At 67.1% G+C, this 15,843-nt stretch carries 15 protein-coding genes; 12 read left to right on the top strand and 3 right to left on the bottom strand.

Annotated features, from left to right (window positions below; all coding sequences use genetic code 11):
• Positions 1-30: 30 nt before the first annotated feature.
• The 10 genes from NLR35_RS07440 (at position 31) to NLR35_RS07485 (ending at position 12,283) form a co-directional block, all read left to right on the top strand.
• On the top strand, positions 31-513 hold the full coding sequence (locus NLR35_RS07440; RefSeq protein WP_257165897.1) for a (2Fe-2S)-binding protein: 483 nt from the start codon (positions 31-33) through the stop codon (positions 511-513).
• On the top strand, positions 513-4,052 hold the full coding sequence (locus NLR35_RS07445) for a molybdopterin cofactor-binding domain-containing protein (protein ID WP_374940794.1): 3,540 nt from the start codon (positions 513-515) through the stop codon (positions 4,050-4,052). The genes NLR35_RS07440 and NLR35_RS07445 overlap by 1 nt, the downstream gene beginning before the upstream one ends.
• A gap of 153 nt (positions 4,053-4,205) precedes the next feature.
• Entirely contained in the window at positions 4,206-4,988 is a 783-nt protein-coding gene (locus NLR35_RS07450) for an IclR family transcriptional regulator (RefSeq protein ID WP_257165899.1), read from the top strand.
• Positions 4,988-5,863 carry an ABC transporter permease gene (locus NLR35_RS07455; protein ID WP_257165900.1) on the top strand — a complete coding sequence of 292 codons (876 nt, stop codon included), beginning with the start codon at positions 4,988-4,990 and terminating at the stop codon, positions 5,861-5,863. Before NLR35_RS07450 ends, NLR35_RS07455 begins: the two co-directional genes overlap by 1 nt.
• Positions 5,864-5,871: 8 nt before the next feature.
• Entirely contained in the window at positions 5,872-6,750 is an 879-nt protein-coding gene (locus NLR35_RS07460; RefSeq protein WP_257165901.1) for an ABC transporter permease, read from the top strand.
• Positions 6,751-6,764: 14 nt separating this feature from the next.
• Positions 6,765-7,829: an extracellular solute-binding protein gene (locus NLR35_RS07465; RefSeq protein WP_257165902.1), complete on the top strand. Its 1,065-nt coding sequence runs from the start codon at positions 6,765-6,767 to the stop codon at positions 7,827-7,829.
• Entirely contained in the window at positions 7,826-8,914 is a 1,089-nt protein-coding gene (locus NLR35_RS07470; RefSeq protein ID WP_257165903.1) for an ABC transporter ATP-binding protein, read from the top strand. The genes NLR35_RS07465 and NLR35_RS07470 overlap by 4 nt, the downstream gene beginning before the upstream one ends.
• Positions 8,915-8,969: 55 nt before the next feature.
• Positions 8,970-9,629 (top strand): AroM family protein, encoded by a 660-nt coding sequence (locus NLR35_RS07475; RefSeq protein ID WP_257165904.1) that lies wholly within the window; start codon positions 8,970-8,972, stop codon positions 9,627-9,629.
• A complete protein-coding gene (locus tag NLR35_RS07480) occupies positions 9,626-10,726 on the top strand; it encodes a DUF917 domain-containing protein (RefSeq protein WP_257165905.1) in 1,101 nt (366 codons plus the stop codon). Before NLR35_RS07475 ends, NLR35_RS07480 begins: the two co-directional genes overlap by 4 nt.
• A 3-nt stretch (positions 10,727-10,729) precedes the next feature.
• Complete coding sequence (locus tag NLR35_RS07485) at positions 10,730-12,283, top strand: hydantoinase/oxoprolinase family protein (protein WP_257165906.1); 1,554 nt, start codon at positions 10,730-10,732, stop codon at positions 12,281-12,283.
• A 1-nt stretch (position 12,284) separates the two neighbouring features.
• Here the strand turns inward: NLR35_RS07485 and pncA are convergent, their stop codons facing one another.
• A complete protein-coding gene (gene pncA / locus NLR35_RS07490; protein WP_257165907.1) occupies positions 12,285-12,908 on the bottom strand; it encodes a bifunctional nicotinamidase/pyrazinamidase in 624 nt (207 codons plus the stop codon).
• Between the two features lie 36 nt (positions 12,909-12,944).
• Between pncA and NLR35_RS07495 the strand changes: the two genes are divergently transcribed.
• Both NLR35_RS07495 and NLR35_RS07500 read left to right on the top strand, forming a co-directional pair.
• On the top strand, positions 12,945-13,382 hold the full coding sequence (locus NLR35_RS07495; RefSeq protein ID WP_306577293.1) for a hypothetical protein: 438 nt from the start codon (positions 12,945-12,947) through the stop codon (positions 13,380-13,382).
• 59 nt (positions 13,383-13,441) lie between these two features.
• Positions 13,442-13,690, top strand: coding sequence for a hypothetical protein (locus NLR35_RS07500; RefSeq protein ID WP_257165908.1), 249 nt, complete (start codon positions 13,442-13,444; stop codon positions 13,688-13,690).
• 5 nt (positions 13,691-13,695) lie between these two features.
• Here the strand turns inward: NLR35_RS07500 and NLR35_RS07505 are convergent, their stop codons facing one another.
• Both NLR35_RS07505 and NLR35_RS07510 read right to left on the bottom strand, forming a co-directional pair.
• Positions 13,696-13,890: a DUF3606 domain-containing protein gene (locus NLR35_RS07505; RefSeq protein WP_257165909.1), complete on the bottom strand. Its 195-nt coding sequence runs from the start codon at positions 13,888-13,890 to the stop codon at positions 13,696-13,698.
• 75 nt (positions 13,891-13,965) lie between these two features.
• Positions 13,966-15,516: an aldehyde dehydrogenase family protein gene (locus NLR35_RS07510; RefSeq protein ID WP_257165910.1), complete on the bottom strand. Its 1,551-nt coding sequence runs from the start codon at positions 15,514-15,516 to the stop codon at positions 13,966-13,968.
• Positions 15,517-15,843 lie beyond the last annotated feature (327 nt).

Below are 15,843 nucleotides of genomic sequence, written 5' to 3' on the forward strand. Positions count from 1 at the left end.
TAACGATATCACAGCGGACGACAGAAGGGCATGACGCCAGCAACGATTCGGCTGACCGTGAACGGACAGACGCATGACGTCGCCGTCGCGCCCGAGACGCCCCTGCTCCATCTGCTGCGCAACGATCTCGCTTTGAACGGCCCCAAATACGGCTGCGGCCTCGGCGAGTGCGGCGCCTGCACCGTGCTGATCGACGGCCGCGCCGCGCGCTCCTGCGTGATTCCGATCGAAGGCTGCGCTGGCCGAAGCGTGACCACATTGGAAGGCCTGGGAACGCGCGAGGCGCCGGATCCCGTGCAGCAGGCCTTCATCGCCGAGCAGGCCGCGCAATGCGGCTACTGCCTCAACGGCATGATCATGACGACCAAGGCGCTGCTGGCGATCAAGCCCGATCCGTCGCTCGACGAGATCAAGCAGGCGCTGCGCTACAATCTCTGCCGCTGCGGCGCGCATGTCGAAATTCTCCGCGCGGCGATGCGCGCGGCCGGCCACACGCTCGAGGCGCTGGACTGATGACTGAGAGCGTCATGACGACAGCCGATCATCCGGGCGGCATGCTGACCGTCGAGCGCAGCACGGCCGGCGGCTCATCCGAAACCTTCATCAGAATCACCGCGGCAGGCGAGGTCTCGGCCTTCAACGGCCATGTCGATCTCGGCACCGGCATTCGCACCGCCCTGGGACAGATCGTCGCAGAAGAGCTCGACGTCTCCTTCGCCCGGGTTGTGGTCGTGCTCGGAGACACCGCAATCGTGCCCAACCAGGGCGCAACCATCGCCAGCGAGACCATCCAGATCACCGCCGTGCCGCTGCGCCAGGCGGCCGCGCAGGCGCGCGCCTTTTTGCTGGCGCGAGCGGCGACGCAGCTCGGCCTTGCCGCCGGGGACCTGACGATCGAGGACGGGCTTGTCCGAGGCCCCAACAACCGTGTGCTCAGCTATGGCGAACTGATCGGCGACGACACGGTCCGCCTCGAGCTCACCGACGACATCGCCGTCAAATCCGTGGACAACTACCAGGTCGTCGGGCGCTCTGTGCCACGTGTCGATCTGCCGGCGAAGGCGACAGGCGAGCTGACTTACGTGCACGACGTGCGCGTGCCCGGCATGCTGCACGGTCGTGTCGTGCGCCCGCCTTATGCTGGAGTCGACGCCGGTCCCTTCATCGGCACCAGTCTGCTCGGGGTCGATAAAGAGTCGGTGCGCGATATCCCTGGCTTGGTCGACGTCGTCGTGATCGGCGACTTCATCGGTGTCGTCGCCGAGCGCGAGGAGCAGGCGATCCGCGCCGCCGAACGGCTGAAGGTGAAGTGGAAGCCGGTGCCGACCTTGCGCGATCTCGACGATGTCGAGAATGCGCTGCGCGTCAATCCGTCCGCGCCGCGCCGGCTGCTCGATAAGGGCGACGTCGATGCCGCAATCGAAGGCGCAGCCAAGCCGATGCGACGGACGTATCTCTGGCCGTATCAGATGCATGGCTCGATCGGGCCATCCTGCGCCGTCGCCGATTATTGCGAAGGCCAGATCCGGATCTATTCGGGCACGCAGAACCCTCACCTCCTGCGCGCCGATCTCGCCAAGCTGATCGACTGCCCCGAGCACCAGATCGAGCTGATCCGGCTGGAGGCCGCCGGCTGTTACGGCCGCAACTGCGCCGACGACGTCACCGCCGACGCTGTGCTGCTGTCGCGCGCGGTCGGCCGTCCGGTGCGCGTGCAGCTGACACGCGAGCAGGAGCATGTGTGGGAGCCGAAGGGCACGGCCCAGCTGATGGACGTCAATGGCGGGCTCAATGCCGACGGCTCGGTCGCCGCCTACGAGTTCGCGACGCGCTATCCGTCGAACGGCGCGCCGACCCTGGCGCTGCTGCTCACCGGACGCATCGCGCCGGAGCCTGCGGTGTTCGAGATGGGCGACCGCACCGCGATCCCGCCCTACGACTACGACCACATGCGCGTGACCGCGCATGACATGCCGCCGATCGTGCGCGCCTCCTGGATCCGCGGCGTCTCGGCGCTGCCCAATACGTTTGCGCACGAATCCTATATCGACGAGCTCGCCGCGGAGGCTGAAGTCGATCCGATCGAATACCGGCTGCGCTATCTGAAGGACGAGCGCGCGCGCGATCTCGTCAACGCTGTGGCCGAGCGCGCCGGCTGGCGGCCGCGTCCGGTGCGGGAAGAGAAGACGCCGGAGAATGGCGTCGTACACGGCCGCGGCTTCGCCTACGCGCTCTACGTCCACAGCAAGTTTCCCGGCTACGGCGCGGCCTGGTCGGCCTGGATCGCCGATGTCGCGGTCAACACCACGACCGGTGATGTCAGCGTCACCCGCGTGATCGCCGGCCAGGACTCCGGCCTGATGATCAATCCGGATGGCGTGCGCCACCAGATCGAAGGCAACGTCATCCAGTCCACCAGCCGGGCGCTGATGGAGGAGGTCCCGTTCTCCCGCGGCAAGGTCGTGGCGCGCGAATGGGGCGCCTACCCGATCATCACCTTCCCCGACGTGCCCAAGATCGACGTGCTGATGCTGCCGCGGCCGGATCAGCCCCCCCTTGGCGTCGGCGAGTCCGCATCGGTGCCGAGCGCCGCCGCCATCGCCAACGCGATCTACGACGCCACGGGCGTGCGCTTCCGCGAGCCCCCGTTCACGCCGGAGCGAATCCTGAAAGGTTTGCGCGGCGACGAGGTCGAGTCCGCCAAGCCGCAGCCGTTGCCAGCTCCGAATAAGCCAGCGGCCACTTGGCTCAAGCCGTTCGCAAAGCGCGGCGGCCTCGTCGCCAGCGCCGTCGCGGCCTGCGCCGCGGCCATCGGCGTCGCGACCGCCGTGCTGCCATGGCGCGCCATCGCGCCGATCACGCGTCCTGATCCCTCGGTCTATTCAGCGGCGACGATCGCGCGCGGCGAGGCACTTGCGGCGCTCGGCAATTGCGCCGTGTGTCACACCTCGGATGGCGGCTTGATCAATGCTGGCGGCCGCGCGCTGGAGACGCCGTTCGGGACGATCTTCAGCACAAACATCACGCCGGATGTCGAGACCGGGATCGGCGCCTGGTCCTATCCCGCCTTCGAGCGCGCGATGCGCGAAGGCGTGCACCGCGATGGCCGGCAGCTCTATCCGGCGTTTCCCTACACACATTTTGCCCGCACCGGTGATGCCGACCTGCAGGCGCTGTACGCCTATCTGATGGCGCAGCCGCCGGTTCATCAGCAGGCGCCCGGCAATGCGCTCAGCTTCCCGGTCAACCTGCGGCCGCTGGTCGCCGGGTGGAATGCGCTGTTTCACAGCACCGAAGCGTTCAAACCCGATCCGACCAGATCAGAGCCGTGGAATCGCGGCTTCTACCTCGTCGAAAGCCTCGGCCATTGCAGCGCCTGTCACTCGCCACGCAACGCGCTCGGCGCCGAGCAGCGCAATGCGTATCTCGCAGGCGGCTTCGCCGATGGCTGGGAAGCACCGGCGCTGACCGCGCTCTCCTCAGCGCCGATCCCGTGGACGGAAGACGAACTCGTCACTTATCTCCGCACCGGCCACTCGCGTTTCCACGGCGTGGCCGCCGGTCCGATGGCGCCGATCGTCAAGGATCTCGCGAGGCTCCCCGATGCCGATATTCGCGCGATGGCGACCTATCTGGCCTCCTTCCAGCAGGCCGCGCCTGAGCCGGCAAAATTGGAGACCCTGGCCACGGAGCTCGAAACGCGCACCAAGGTCACCTCTGCTTCGTCTCCCGCCGCACGGCTTTATCTCGGCGCCTGCGCCGTCTGTCACGAGGTCGGCGGCCTGCCACTGTTCGGGACCAGGCCCTCGCTCGCCGTCAACAGCAATCTGCACAGCGCGACGCCCGACAACCTGATCCAGGTCATCCTGCATGGCATCATGAAGCCGGCCTCCTCCGACCTCGGCTACATGCCAGCGTTCAAGGACCATTTGAGCGACGCGCAGGTTGCCGAGCTCGTCTCCTACCTGCGCGGACAGTTCGCACCGGACAAGGCCGCCTGGACCGACGTGAATGCTGCCGTGAGCCGCATCCGCTCGGCCATGCCGCATTGAGGCCGACGATGCTTCGCACCCCCTTGGCGCCGCGACCACCACCCTGACGCGCATTCGAGCAGCGTTCTGCACGTAATTTCACCTTGCGGCAGATGGTTTGCCGCTTCTAGAATTTGGCACTAGGTTCCGCAAAATGGAACAGACGGTATCATCATGAGCGCCCTGACGAACGCCATCGACATCCTTCGCTGCTTCTCGACCACGCGGCCCGACCTCTCCTTCGCCGACGTCCAGGTCCTGACCGGCAAGCCCAAGAGCTCGACCTCGCGCCTGCTCCGCTCGCTGCGCGATTGCGGCCTGCTCGAGCAGGACCCGCACAGCCGGCGCTATCGCCCGGGCCTGCTGACCTTCGAGCTTGGCAGGCTGCACCGCGCCCATGACGATTTGCTCGCCATCGCCGAGCGCGAGCTGCGCGACGTCTGCGCGCGCACCGGGCACACCGGCTACATCGCGGTGCTCGACGGCTATCAGCAGGTCGTGCTGCGCATCGTGCCCGGCTCCAACCCGCTGCGCGTCGTCAACCCGCCGGGCCAGCGCACGCCGGCGATCGTCACCTCCAACGGGCGCGCGATGCTGGCGCGCCTGTCGGACCAGGACATCCGCGCGCGCGTGCCGCTCGACTACCCCAAGGTCCCCGCCAATTCGCCGCAGAACTTCAATGAGCTGATGGCGCGGCTGAACGAGATCCGCCGCACCGGCATCTCGGACGCGGCCGACGAAGCCATCGAAGGCGTGGGATCGCAGGGCTTTGCGCTCGCCAGCGGCGAGAGCGGCGAGCTGATCGGCATCGCGGTGTCGTATTCGGTGCAGGCCACCACCGAGATCGAGCGGGCCAATGTCCGCCGTGAGCTCAACGCAATGGCCGCGAAGCTGCGGCGCATGACCGGCGACCCGCTGGGCCAGACCATCGAGCAACTGGCCGGACTGGCCTCCTGATGCCGGGCAGCAGCGCGCCGCGCGTCAACAGCCTCGCGCTGTTGATCCTGCCGAGCGCGCTGCTGTTCGCGTTGTTCTTCTTCCTGCCGATCGGGCTGATGGCGGTGATGAGCGTGCTGACGGGAAACCCCGTCGTCATGCCGAATGTCGCGTTCACCACGAAACACTATGCCCGCATGGGCAACGACAGCTATTATCTCGAGGTGATCTCGACCACGCTCCGGATCGGCCTCTGGACGACGCTGGTCGCGCTTGTCATCGGATATCCGCTGGCGCATTGGATGGCGCGGATCAAGAGCCGCACCGGCCATGCACTGCTCCTGATGGCGGTGCTGGCCCCCATGCTGACCGGGATCGTCGTGCGCACCTTCGCCTGGATGACGCTGCTGTCCGACAAGGGCGTCATCAACCAGATCCTCATCTCGCTCGGGCTGATCGCAAGGCCGTTGCAGCTGATGTACAATGAGGCCGGAATCATCATCGGGCTCGTCCACATTTACGTGCCGTTCATGGTGCTGACTCTGACCGGCGTGATCGGCCGCATCGACGAGCGGCTCGAGCAGGCGGCGGAAAATCTCGGCGCGAGCCCCTGGCGCGCGTTCCTCGAAGTCACTCTGCCGCTCAGCCTGCCCGGCATCCTCGCCGGCTCGCTGCTGGTGTTCGCGCTCGCGATCAGCGCCTATGTCACGCCGATCCTGCTCGGCGGCTTCCAGATCATGACCTTGCCGATCCTGATCTATCAGCAGATCTCGGCGAACTTCAACGTCGGCTTCGCGGCGGCCCTCGGCATGGTGCTGCTCGTGATCTCGCTTTCGCTCGTCATTGCCTACAATCATGTGCTCGGCCTCGTCTCGGGCCAGCGCGAGCTGCAGTGAGGCCTACGATGACGGGTCTCGTCTCCCCGCAGCACACACAGCTGGCTCGCCCGGTCGAGCTTGCGGCAGCCTCTGCCCTGCGCAGCCAGGCGACGCCGCGGCGATGGGGACGCCGATTGTACCTGGCAGCGAACATCGCGATTCTCACCTTCCTGCTGGCGCCGATCGCGATCGTCATCGTGTTCGCGCTCAACCCCACGCCGTTCATCCAGTTTCCGCCGGTCGGCGTTTCGCTGCGCTGGTTCGAGAAGTTCTTCGCCTCGCGCGACTTCATGCAAGCGCTGCTGTTCAGCCTCGAGGTCGCCGCGATGACGACGGTTGCCGCGACTGTGCTCGGCGCGTCCGCGGCGCTCGCCATCGCCCGCGGCAATCTGCCCGGCTCGCGGCTGATCGTCGCGACCATGCTGTCGCCGTTGATGCTGCCGGCGATCCTCACCGGACTGGCGCTGTTCCAGTCCTACGTCCTGCTCGATGTCGGTCGTCCCGTGTGGGGCCTCGTCGCGGGGCACACGCTGGTGACGATCCCCTATGTCGTCCGCACCACGCTCGCCGTGCTGCATAATTTCGACGTGCGGCTGGAGGAAGCCGCGCAGAACCTCGGCGCCAGCCCGGCGCGGACGTTCGTCGAGGTCACGCTGCCACTGGTGAAGCCCGGCGTGATGGCAGGCGGGATCTTCGCCTTCATCGTCTCGTTCGATCAGTTTCCGGTTTCGCTGTTCCTGGTCGCGCCCGGCAGCGAGACACTGCCGATCACGCTGTTCAACTATCTCAAATTCGACCTCGACGGCACCATCGGCGCCGCCTCGGTCGTCTCGATCCTGCTCGCCTTCTTGGTCGTCATCGCGCTCGATCGTACCGTTGGCCTGCGCTCCTACGTGAAACTCTGATGGAGACTTTCGACATGACCGCCTCATCGCGTCGCTTCACTCTCAGCCGCCGGCGCCTGCTGACCGGCGCGGCCTCGCTCGGTGCCGGTGTGATCGCGGCACCTTACGTCGCACGCGCCGAGGAGCCGGTGCTGAACGTCACAGGCTGGGGCGGCAAATGGGGCGAGGTGATGAAGGCCGAGATCGGCCCCGCCTTCGAGACCGAGTTCAAGTGCAAACTCAAGACCGACACCGCCCTGCCGTTCCTGCCGAAGCTGCAGGCGAGTTCGCGCTCCGCGCCGATCTACGACGTGCTGCACACCAACTCCAACGAGCAATGGGCGGCCGTGGAGATGGGCCTCGTGGAGCCGAAGGTCGATCCGAAGCTGGTGCCGAACATGGCGGACCTCTATCCCTACGCCGTCAGCGACAAGATCGTCGGCGTCTGCATCTTCACCAGCGCCATCGGCCTGGGGATGCGCACCGACAAGGGCTATGCCAACATCTCCTCCTGGAAGGAGCTGTGGGACGCGAAGTACAACGGGGTGCGCGGCGGCTACGTCATCCCGGTCAACAGCCTGGGCCAGGCCTTCCTGATGATGTGCGGCACGCTCTACGGCAAGGGCCAGACCGATCTCGACGCGGCCTACGCCGCGCTGGAGAAGCTGAAGCCGATCAAGCTCGTCGACTTCACCGGCGCGATGGAGAAGCTGTTCCTCTCGGGCGAGGTCGGACTCGGCGTGATCCATGATTCCGGCATCTACCGCTACGACGGGCAGAACCAGCCGATCGACTTCGTCACGCCGAGCGAGGGCGTGCTGTCGCTGGAGCAGGTGCTGAGCATCACGCCGGGCAGCAAGGTCAAGGAGCTCGGCAACGCCTATATCAACTACATGCTGCGCCCAGACGTTCAAAAGCGCCTCGCCGAGACCGTGTGGTATTCGCCGGCCAACAAGAGGGTGAAGCTCGACGCCAAGTACGACGCGAAGCTGCTGACCACGCCGGAGAAGGTCAGCAAGCTGATCCAGGTCGACTGGAAATGGTACAACGCGCAGAAGGACGAGATCGACAGCCGGGTCAACCGGATCTTCCGCGCATGAGCGCTGCGATCGAAATCGCAGGTGTCAGCAAGGTCTATGACGGCGGCGTTCGCGCCGTCGACACGGTTGCCATGGACATCCGGCCGGGCGAGTTCTTCTCGCTGCTCGGCCCCTCCGGCTGCGGCAAGACGACGACATTGCGCATGATCGCGGGCTTCGACACCCCGAGCTCTGGCGAGATCCGCCTCGACGGTGCCGACATCACCCATGTGCCGGCGCACAAGCGCGACATGGCGATGGTGTTCCAGAACTACGCGCTGTTTCCGCACCGGACGGTGGCCGAGAACGTCGCCTTCGGCCTGCGCATGCGCAAGGTCGACAAGGCGACGATCGCCGCCAAGGTGAAGGCCGCGCTGGCGATGGTCGAACTCGCGGGCATGGAGGATCGCAGGCCGGCGCAGCTCTCCGGCGGCCAGCAGCAGCGCGTCGCGCTGGCCCGCGCCATCGTCATCTCGCCGCGGGTGCTGTTGTGCGACGAGCCGCTCGGCGCGCTCGACAAGAAGCTCCGCCAGCAGATGCAGTTCGAGCTGAAGCAACTGCAAAAGAACCTGGGCGTGACCCTCGTCTTCGTCACCCACGACCAGGAAGAGGCTCTGGCGATGTCTGATCGCATCGCGGTGATGAACGCCGGCCGCGTCGAGCAGGTCGGCACGCCGGTCGAGATCTATGACCAGCCACGCACCCGTTTCGTCGCCGACTTCATCGGTGACACCAACATCTTTCGCGGCCAGTGCGTGACCATGGACCAGGGCACGGGCATCGCGGTCGGCAACAGTCTCGCGCTGGCGCTGCCCCGGCCTGTTGCCGCCGCGCAAGGCGAAGTTGTTTCGGTCGCCCTGCGGCCCGAAAAGATCACCATAGCTGCAGCCGATCAGTCGGAGACGAGAAGCAGCGGCACGTCGGCGCGCGGCACGGTGGAGAGCACGAACTTCCTCGGCGGCGCCGTGCTCTATCGCATCGTGCTCGACGGCGGCCAGCGCGTGCTGGCGCAGCAGCCGAATTCCGGAGCCGGCCCGCTCCATACGCCGGGCCAGGCCGTCGCGCTCGGCTGGCGGCCGGCCGATCTCGTCATTCTCGAGGATTGATATTTTGAACGTCATGCTTTCATCCCCGTCCCCTGCCCACCGCACCCAACGTCGCATGGGCATCGTCGTCATCGGCCAGAGCCCGCGCCCGACGATGGAGGCCGAGATCGCTGCCGTGCTGTCGCCGGGCACGACGATCGAGCTCCGTGGCGCGCTCGACGGCATGAGCCGTGCCGAGATCGACATGATTCCGCCGATCGATGGTGCCGATGCGCTGTTCACCTTGCTGCCGAACGGCGACAATGTCCGTCTCAGCAAGAAGGCCGTCGAGACCCGCGCCAATGCGCAGCTCGCAAAGTTTCGCCAGGAGGGCATCGACGTGGTCATGCTCGCCTGCACCGGCAAATTCCCGAATCTTGCGCCGGAGGGACTCGTCGTCCTGCCTTCGGCCGTGCTGCACAAGATGGTCGAGGCGGTGCTGCCGAAGGGCCGGCTCGGCGTGTTCTCGCCCTTGCCGGAGCAGACGGCGCTGATTGCCGGGAAATGGCAGCGCGAGGGCGTCGAGGTCGTCGGCGTCACGCTGCAGCCAGGCTCGGATGACGCGACCGTCGATGCAGCGGCACGCGACATGGCGGCCAGGCAACCCGACCTCGTCGTGCTCGACTGCATGAGCTACTCCAGCGCCAACAAGGCCCGCGTGCGTCGGCATTATCCGGGCCCCGTGATTCTCTCGATCGCGGCGGCCGCGCGGGTGATCGAGGAGCTCGTGTCGTGAGCGCGGTCGACATGAAGACGATCAGCCTCGACGACATCGAGGCGCTCGCGGTCGGCGCCTGGATTCTCGGCACCGGCGGTGGCGGCAGCCCCTATCTCGGCCTGCTCAATCTGCGCCGGCTCTATGCCCAGGGGCATCGCGTACAGCTGATGTCGCCGCTCGATCTCGGCGACGACGACTGGGTCGCGGTGGTCTCCAACATGGGCGCGCCTTTGGTCGGCCAGGAGCGTCTCGCCGACAGCCGCAGCATCGCGCGCGCCGTGCGCATGCAAGAGGAGATCAACGGCTTCAAATTCCGCGCCGTGATGTCGGTCGAGATCGGCGGCGGCAATGGCATGCAGGCGCTGATGGCCGCCGCGCATCTGAACATTCCCGTCGTCGACGCCGACTGCATGGGCCGCGCCTTCCCCGAGGCGCAGATGACGTCGGTCGCGATCGGCGATCTCAAGCCGTATCCCTGCACCTTGTATGATCCGCGCGGCATCGAGGCCGTCGTCACCAAGGTCCCCTCGTGGAAGTGGATGGAGCGCGCCAGCCGCAAGATCTGCGTCGAGATGGGCTCGATCGCCTCGACCAGCAAGGCGCCGCGCACCGGGCGCGAGGTCAAGGACTGGGGCATTCATTTCACCACCACCAAGGCGATCGCGATCGGCCGCGCCGTGAACGCCGCCAATAAAAACCATCAGGATCCGATCGCGGCGATCCTCGACTGCGAGGGCGGCCAGCGCTTGTTCAACGGCAAGATCGTCGACGTGGAGCGCCGCACCACCGAAGGCTTCCTCCGCGGCTCTGCCGTCATCGAGGGTAGCGACGCGGATCGCGGCACGCAGCTCAAGCTGTCGTTCCAGAACGAATGGATCGTGGCCTGGCGCGGCGATGAGGCGATCGCGATGTCGCCCGATCTGATCTGCGTGCTCGACAGCGTCAACGGCCACGGCATCGGCACCGAGACCGTGCGCTACGGCCAGCGCGTCACCGTGATCGCCCTGCCCGCGCCCGCCGTGCTGACCAGCCCGCGCGGCCTCGATTTCGTCGGCCCCCGCGCCTTCGGTTACGACCTCGATTTCCGGTCGCTGTTTGCGACCCCTGGAGCCTAGTGAATGAAGCGGATTGGTATTGACGTCGGTGGCACCAACACCGACGCGGTCTTGATTGCCGACGACAAGGTTGTTCATTCCGTCAAGGCCGCGACCACCGCCGACGTCACCTCCGGCATTCTCGCCGCGCTGAAGGCCTTGCGCGAAAATCCCGCAGCGGCCGTGCCGGTCGATGCGGTCGTGATCGGCACCACGCATTTCATCAATGCGGTGGTGCAGCGGCGGCATCTGCACAAGATCGGCGCGATCCGCATCGGCATGCCCGCCTCCGCCTCGCTGCCGCCGTTCTGCGACTGGCCGGCCGACCTTGCCGAGCTCGTCAGCGGCGAGACGTTCATGCTGGAGGGCGGCCATGACTATGACGGCCGTCCGTTCATGCCGCTCGACACCGACGGGCTGAAGGCCGCCGCGCGCGCGATCAAGGCCAGGGGCCTACGCTCGGTCGCGGTCGCCTCGTCGTTCTCGCCGCTCGACCCGAGCTGCGAGATCACGGCGCGGGAGATCTTCGCCGAGATCTGCCCGGACGTGGCGGTCACTCTGTCGCATGACCTCGGCCGCATCGGCCTGCTCGAACGCGAGAATGCCGCCCTCCTCAACGCTGCGCTCCATGATCTCGCCGTCACCACCGTCGCCGCCTTCCGCAAGGCGATCGCCGACTCCGGCATCGATGCGCCGCTGTTCCTGACGCAGAACGACGGCACGGTGATGCAGGCGGAGATCGCGACCGCCTTCCCGGTCATGAGCTTCGCCTCCGGCGCCACCAATTCGATGCGCGGCGCTGCGTATCTCTCCGGCCTCGACGACGCCATGGTCGTCGACGTCGGCGGCACCACCTCCGACATCGGCCAGCTCCGCCACGGCTTTCCGCGCGAGGCCAATGCGGTGGTCGAGGTCGGCGGCGTCCGCACGCTGTTCCGGATGCCCGATTTGCTCTCGATCGGCCTCGGCGGCGGCAGCCACGTCGAGCAGGATCCGGTCCGCGTCGGGCCGGTCAGCGTCGGATACCGGCTGACCTCCGAGGCGCTCGTATTCGGCGGCGACCAGCTCACCGCGACCGACATCGCGGTCGCCGCAGGGCTGATCGACATCGGCGACCGCGCGCGCGTCGCGCATCTGCCGAAAGCCCTGATCGACGCCGCGCTCGCGGATGCCCATCGCAAGCTCGAGGGCGACATCGACCGCATGAAGACCGAGGCCGGCGACGTGCCGCTGCTCGCGGTCGGGGGCGGCGCCTTCCTGGTGCCGGAGCGGCTTGCCGGCATTTCAGAAATCGTCCGCGTCCCGCATGGCGATTGCGCCAACGCGGTCGGTGCCGCCATCGCGCAAGTGTCGGGCGAGGCCGACCAGGTGTTCCGCGACATGACCCGCGACGAGGCCATCGCGGCCGCCCGCGGCATCGCCGAGGACCGCGCGGTGCAGGCGGGCGCCGAGCGCGGCACGCTCAAGACGGTCGACGTCGAGGACATGCCGATCGCCTACCTCCCCGGCAATGCGCTGCGCGTCCGTGTCCGCGTCGCCGGCGCCATCGCCGAGCCCGGCATCGGCGCGGCGGCGTAGCTCATGCCAGCTCCGGCAGCCTGATCACGCCGGCCTCGGCGCCTTCAGCCTGCGCGGCGGCCATCGAGCCGCCGAGGTCGATGCCGCGGCAGGCGCTGTCGATCACGATCGCCTCGAAGCCGAGCCGGCGCGCGTCGACCGCCGAATAGTGCACGCAAAAATCTGTCGCGAGCCCGGCCAGGAACACCCGCTTCAGGCCGCGCTCCCGCAAGTATCCGGCGAGCCCGGTCGGCGTGGTCTTGTCGTTCTCGAAGAACGCCGAATAGGAATCGATCGCGGCGCGAAAACCCTTGCGGATGATCATCTGCGCCTTGTCGGTCGAAAGCCCAGGATGAAACGCCGCGCCCGGCGTGCCCTGGATGCAGTGATCCGGCCACAATGTCTGCGGCCCGTAGGGCATCGTGACGCTCTCGAACGGCGCCTTGCCGGGGTGGCTGGAGGCGAACGAGCTGTGCCCCGCCGGATGCCAGTCCTGAGTCAGCACGACGTGATCGAAGCGTCCGCTCAGCCGGTTGATCACCGGCACCACGGCGTCGCCGTCGGCGACCGCAAGCGCGCCGCCCGGGCAAAAATCATTCTGCACATCGATGATGAGCAGCACATCCTCATTGGTCTTGATCTGCATCCCTGTCCGCACCCTTGTCACGAAGCTCCGCCCAGGATGACCTCCGCCCGCGGCGATCTCAAGCGGCAAGCGCGGACTCGTCCGCCCAAAACCAGCCCCTCCATTTTGGAATCCCTGCCCTGCGGGCGCGGCCTGGAAACGCATGGGGATTCATGGATTCTCCCAGGCTGGAGAGAGCCGATGCCACCTGCCAATCCGCGCCGCCAGGCGAGCCAGAATCTCGAGCGCTGGGCCATCAGCATCCTGCGCGATGCAGGCGCCATCAGCGAATGCGAGGAGCATGGCTGGATGCGCGAGCGCGGCGATCCGTACGCGGTGGCCCGGGCGCGTCGCGCCGCAGGCGACGCTCCGCCGCGCGGCGTCTGCAGTTCGGACGCAATCGCTGCGATCGACGACGTCCTCGGTGCGATCGGCGACAGCTGTCCCGACTGTTCGACGCGGGACGAAGCGGAAGAATCGCCACGATTCAAATAAGTGATTCCGCCGGCGCCCGAAGATGTTCTAGCCTGAGCACTCAACCGGGAGACGTCGTCGTGCTGAAACGTCCGGCCCAATGGATTGTGCGCAAGCCATGTCCCACCTGCGGACGGCCGCTCGCTCTCCGCGACCGGCAGCACGATGCGACGACTGACCGAAATGCCGATGTCGGACTCGGCGCGACGGCCAGGCTGCGCGAGGCGATTTGCCCCGTCTGCGACGGCCCTGATCCCCTGCATTCGCCGAAGGCGCTCGGCTGGGCGAGAGGATCGCTGCGGCCGCCGCAGCGGCCGAAGCCGAACTGACGATCCTAACGCGCGAGCTTGCGCTCGACCTTCTTGCGGCTGTTGCCGACCTTCTTGACCGCCTTCTTCACGGCGGAAGCCGAGCGGCCGCTCTTCTTGGCTTCGTAGCGCACTTCGTAGTCCTGACCGCTCGCGACGCGGGCGCGATCCTGCTTGCGTCCGCGCGCCGATTTTGCAGTGGAGGTTTTCTTCGCTGCCATGATGCATCTCCTTGTCAGCGCGCAACGCGCGAATGAGCCAAGCAGTTCCGCTGCCGACCGGAAGCATCACACAGCTCACCCCAAATCGAACTTCACGCCCTGCGCCAGCGGCAGGCTGCGTCCGTAGTTCACGGTGTTGGTGGCGCGGCGCATATAGGCCTTCCATGCATCGGAGCCGGATTCGCGGCCGCCGCCGGTCTCCTTCTCGCCGCCGAACGCGCCGCCGATCTCGGCGCCGGACGGCCCGATATTGACGTTGGCGATGCCGCAATCGGAGCCGCGCGACGAGACGAACAATTCGGCCTCGCGCAGATCGTTGGTGAAGATCGACGACGACAGGCCCTGCGGCACGGCATTGTGCAGCTCGATCGCGGCATCGAGATCACGATACGGCATCACATAGAGGATCGGCGCGAAGGTCTCGCGCTCGACCGGGCCGGCCTGCGTGGCGATCTCGACCAGCGCCGGCCGCACGTAGTAGGCATCGTCGAAACCGCCGACACTGACACGCTCGCCGCCGGACACGCGACCGCCGTGATCCCGCGCCGCGCTCAGCGCGTCGTGCATGGCGTCGTAGGCACTGCTGTCGATCAGCGGGCCGATCAAGGTGCCCTGCTCCAGCGGATTGCCGACGGCGACCGATGCATAGGCCTGCTTCAGTCGCGGCACCAGTTGCTCATAGACGTCGGCATGGACGAACAGCCGGCGCAGGCTGGTGCAGCGCTGGCCCGCGGTGCCCATCGCGGCGAACGCCACCGCCCGCAGCGTGAGATCGAGATCGGCCGTCGGCGTGACGATCGCGGCATTGTTGCCGCCGAGCTCGAGGATGGCGCGGGCAAAGCGGCTGGCGAGGCAGGCGCCGACGACGCGGCCCATCGCGGTCGATCCGGTCGCCGACACCAGCGGCACCCTTGCGTCGTCCACCAGCATCTCGCCCACGGCGCGGCCGCCGAGCAGCAGGCCGGCGAGCCCGTCCGGCGCTTCGCCACCCTCGCGGCGGAAGCGGGCGATCGCGCGTGCCAGCAGCGCGTCCGTCGCCAGCGCCGTCAGCGGCGTCTTTTCAGACGGCTTCCAGACGACGCTGTTGCCGCACACCAGCGCGATCGCGGCATTCCAGGCCCAGACAGCGACCGGGAAATTGAACGCCGAGATCACGCCGGTGACCCCGAGGGGATGCCAGGTCTCCATCATGCGGTGCTCGGCGCGCTCGGTCGCGATCGTGAGGCCGTAGAGCTGGCGCGACAGGCCGACGGCGAAGTCGCAGATGTCGATCATCTCCTGGACCTCGCCGAGGCCCTCCGAGACGATCTTGCCGGCCTCGATCGAGACCAGCCGGCCGAGCGCCGCCTTGTTCGCGCGCAATTCCTCACCGAGCAGACGCACCAGTTCGCCGCGCTTCGGCGCCGGCAGCAGTCGCCACTGCAAAAAAGCGGCATGGGCGCGGGCGATCACCGCAGTCGCATCCGCTTGTGTGTCGTCATGCACCTGCGCCAGAACCTCGCCGGTGATCGGCGAGCGCGCGGCACGCGGGCCGCCGCGCAGCCGCTCAGGGGCGACGCCGAGCGAGGTCAGAATATCGATCGTTTCGGCCGCGAGGGTGAGAGAAGGTGCTCGGCTGGGCGACATATGCAACTCCGGATTTGTCCTGCGCGCCGGTGCACGCGAGACGTCAGGATCGGTCCTTCGAGATCGCTCCCATCTAGATCATAATCCGCCGTCGCGCGAGGCCTGCGGCCCTGGGCGATCGGCCATTGCAGATCGGGGCCTCTACAGATCGGCGCCTCAGCCCTGGCAACTCACCTTCCCCTGGCAAGCGGTCTTCCATCATTCCTTTCAACGTCTCGCTCAGGAGCGCCGTCGACGGACTCGCGAACTGGCAAGACAGGACTTTGCTCCATCATCCCATCGGGCTGTCAGATGCTCTCGGCCCTGAGCTGCGGCCTCACACGCATC

The organism is Bradyrhizobium sp. SRS-191 (genome assembly GCF_024586915.1).
Classification (GTDB): Bacteria; Pseudomonadota; Alphaproteobacteria; order Rhizobiales; family Xanthobacteraceae; genus Bradyrhizobium.

Coding starts and splice junctions, on each gene's coding strand:
- NLR35_RS07440 (WP_257165897.1), top strand. CDS start 31: ATGACGCCAGCAACGATTCGGCTGACCGTGAACGGACAGACGCATGAC.
- NLR35_RS07445 (WP_374940794.1), top strand. CDS start 513: ATGACTGAGAGCGTCATGACGACAGCCGATCATCCGGGCGGCATGCTG.
- NLR35_RS07450 (WP_257165899.1), top strand. CDS start 4,206: ATGAGCGCCCTGACGAACGCCATCGACATCCTTCGCTGCTTCTCGACC.
- NLR35_RS07455 (WP_257165900.1), top strand. CDS start 4,988: ATGCCGGGCAGCAGCGCGCCGCGCGTCAACAGCCTCGCGCTGTTGATC.
- NLR35_RS07460 (WP_257165901.1), top strand. CDS start 5,872: ATGACGGGTCTCGTCTCCCCGCAGCACACACAGCTGGCTCGCCCGGTC.
- NLR35_RS07465 (WP_257165902.1), top strand. CDS start 6,765: ATGACCGCCTCATCGCGTCGCTTCACTCTCAGCCGCCGGCGCCTGCTG.
- NLR35_RS07470 (WP_257165903.1), top strand. CDS start 7,826: ATGAGCGCTGCGATCGAAATCGCAGGTGTCAGCAAGGTCTATGACGGC.
- NLR35_RS07475 (WP_257165904.1), top strand. CDS start 8,970: ATGGGCATCGTCGTCATCGGCCAGAGCCCGCGCCCGACGATGGAGGCC.
- NLR35_RS07485 (WP_257165906.1), top strand. CDS start 10,730: ATGAAGCGGATTGGTATTGACGTCGGTGGCACCAACACCGACGCGGTC.
- pncA (WP_257165907.1), bottom strand. CDS start 12,908: ATGCAGATCAAGACCAATGAGGATGTGCTGCTCATCATCGATGTGCAG.
- NLR35_RS07495 (WP_306577293.1), top strand. CDS start 12,945: ATGACCTCCGCCCGCGGCGATCTCAAGCGGCAAGCGCGGACTCGTCCG.
- NLR35_RS07505 (WP_257165909.1), bottom strand. CDS start 13,890: ATGGCAGCGAAGAAAACCTCCACTGCAAAATCGGCGCGCGGACGCAAG.
- NLR35_RS07510 (WP_257165910.1), bottom strand. CDS start 15,516: ATGTCGCCCAGCCGAGCACCTTCTCTCACCCTCGCGGCCGAAACGATC.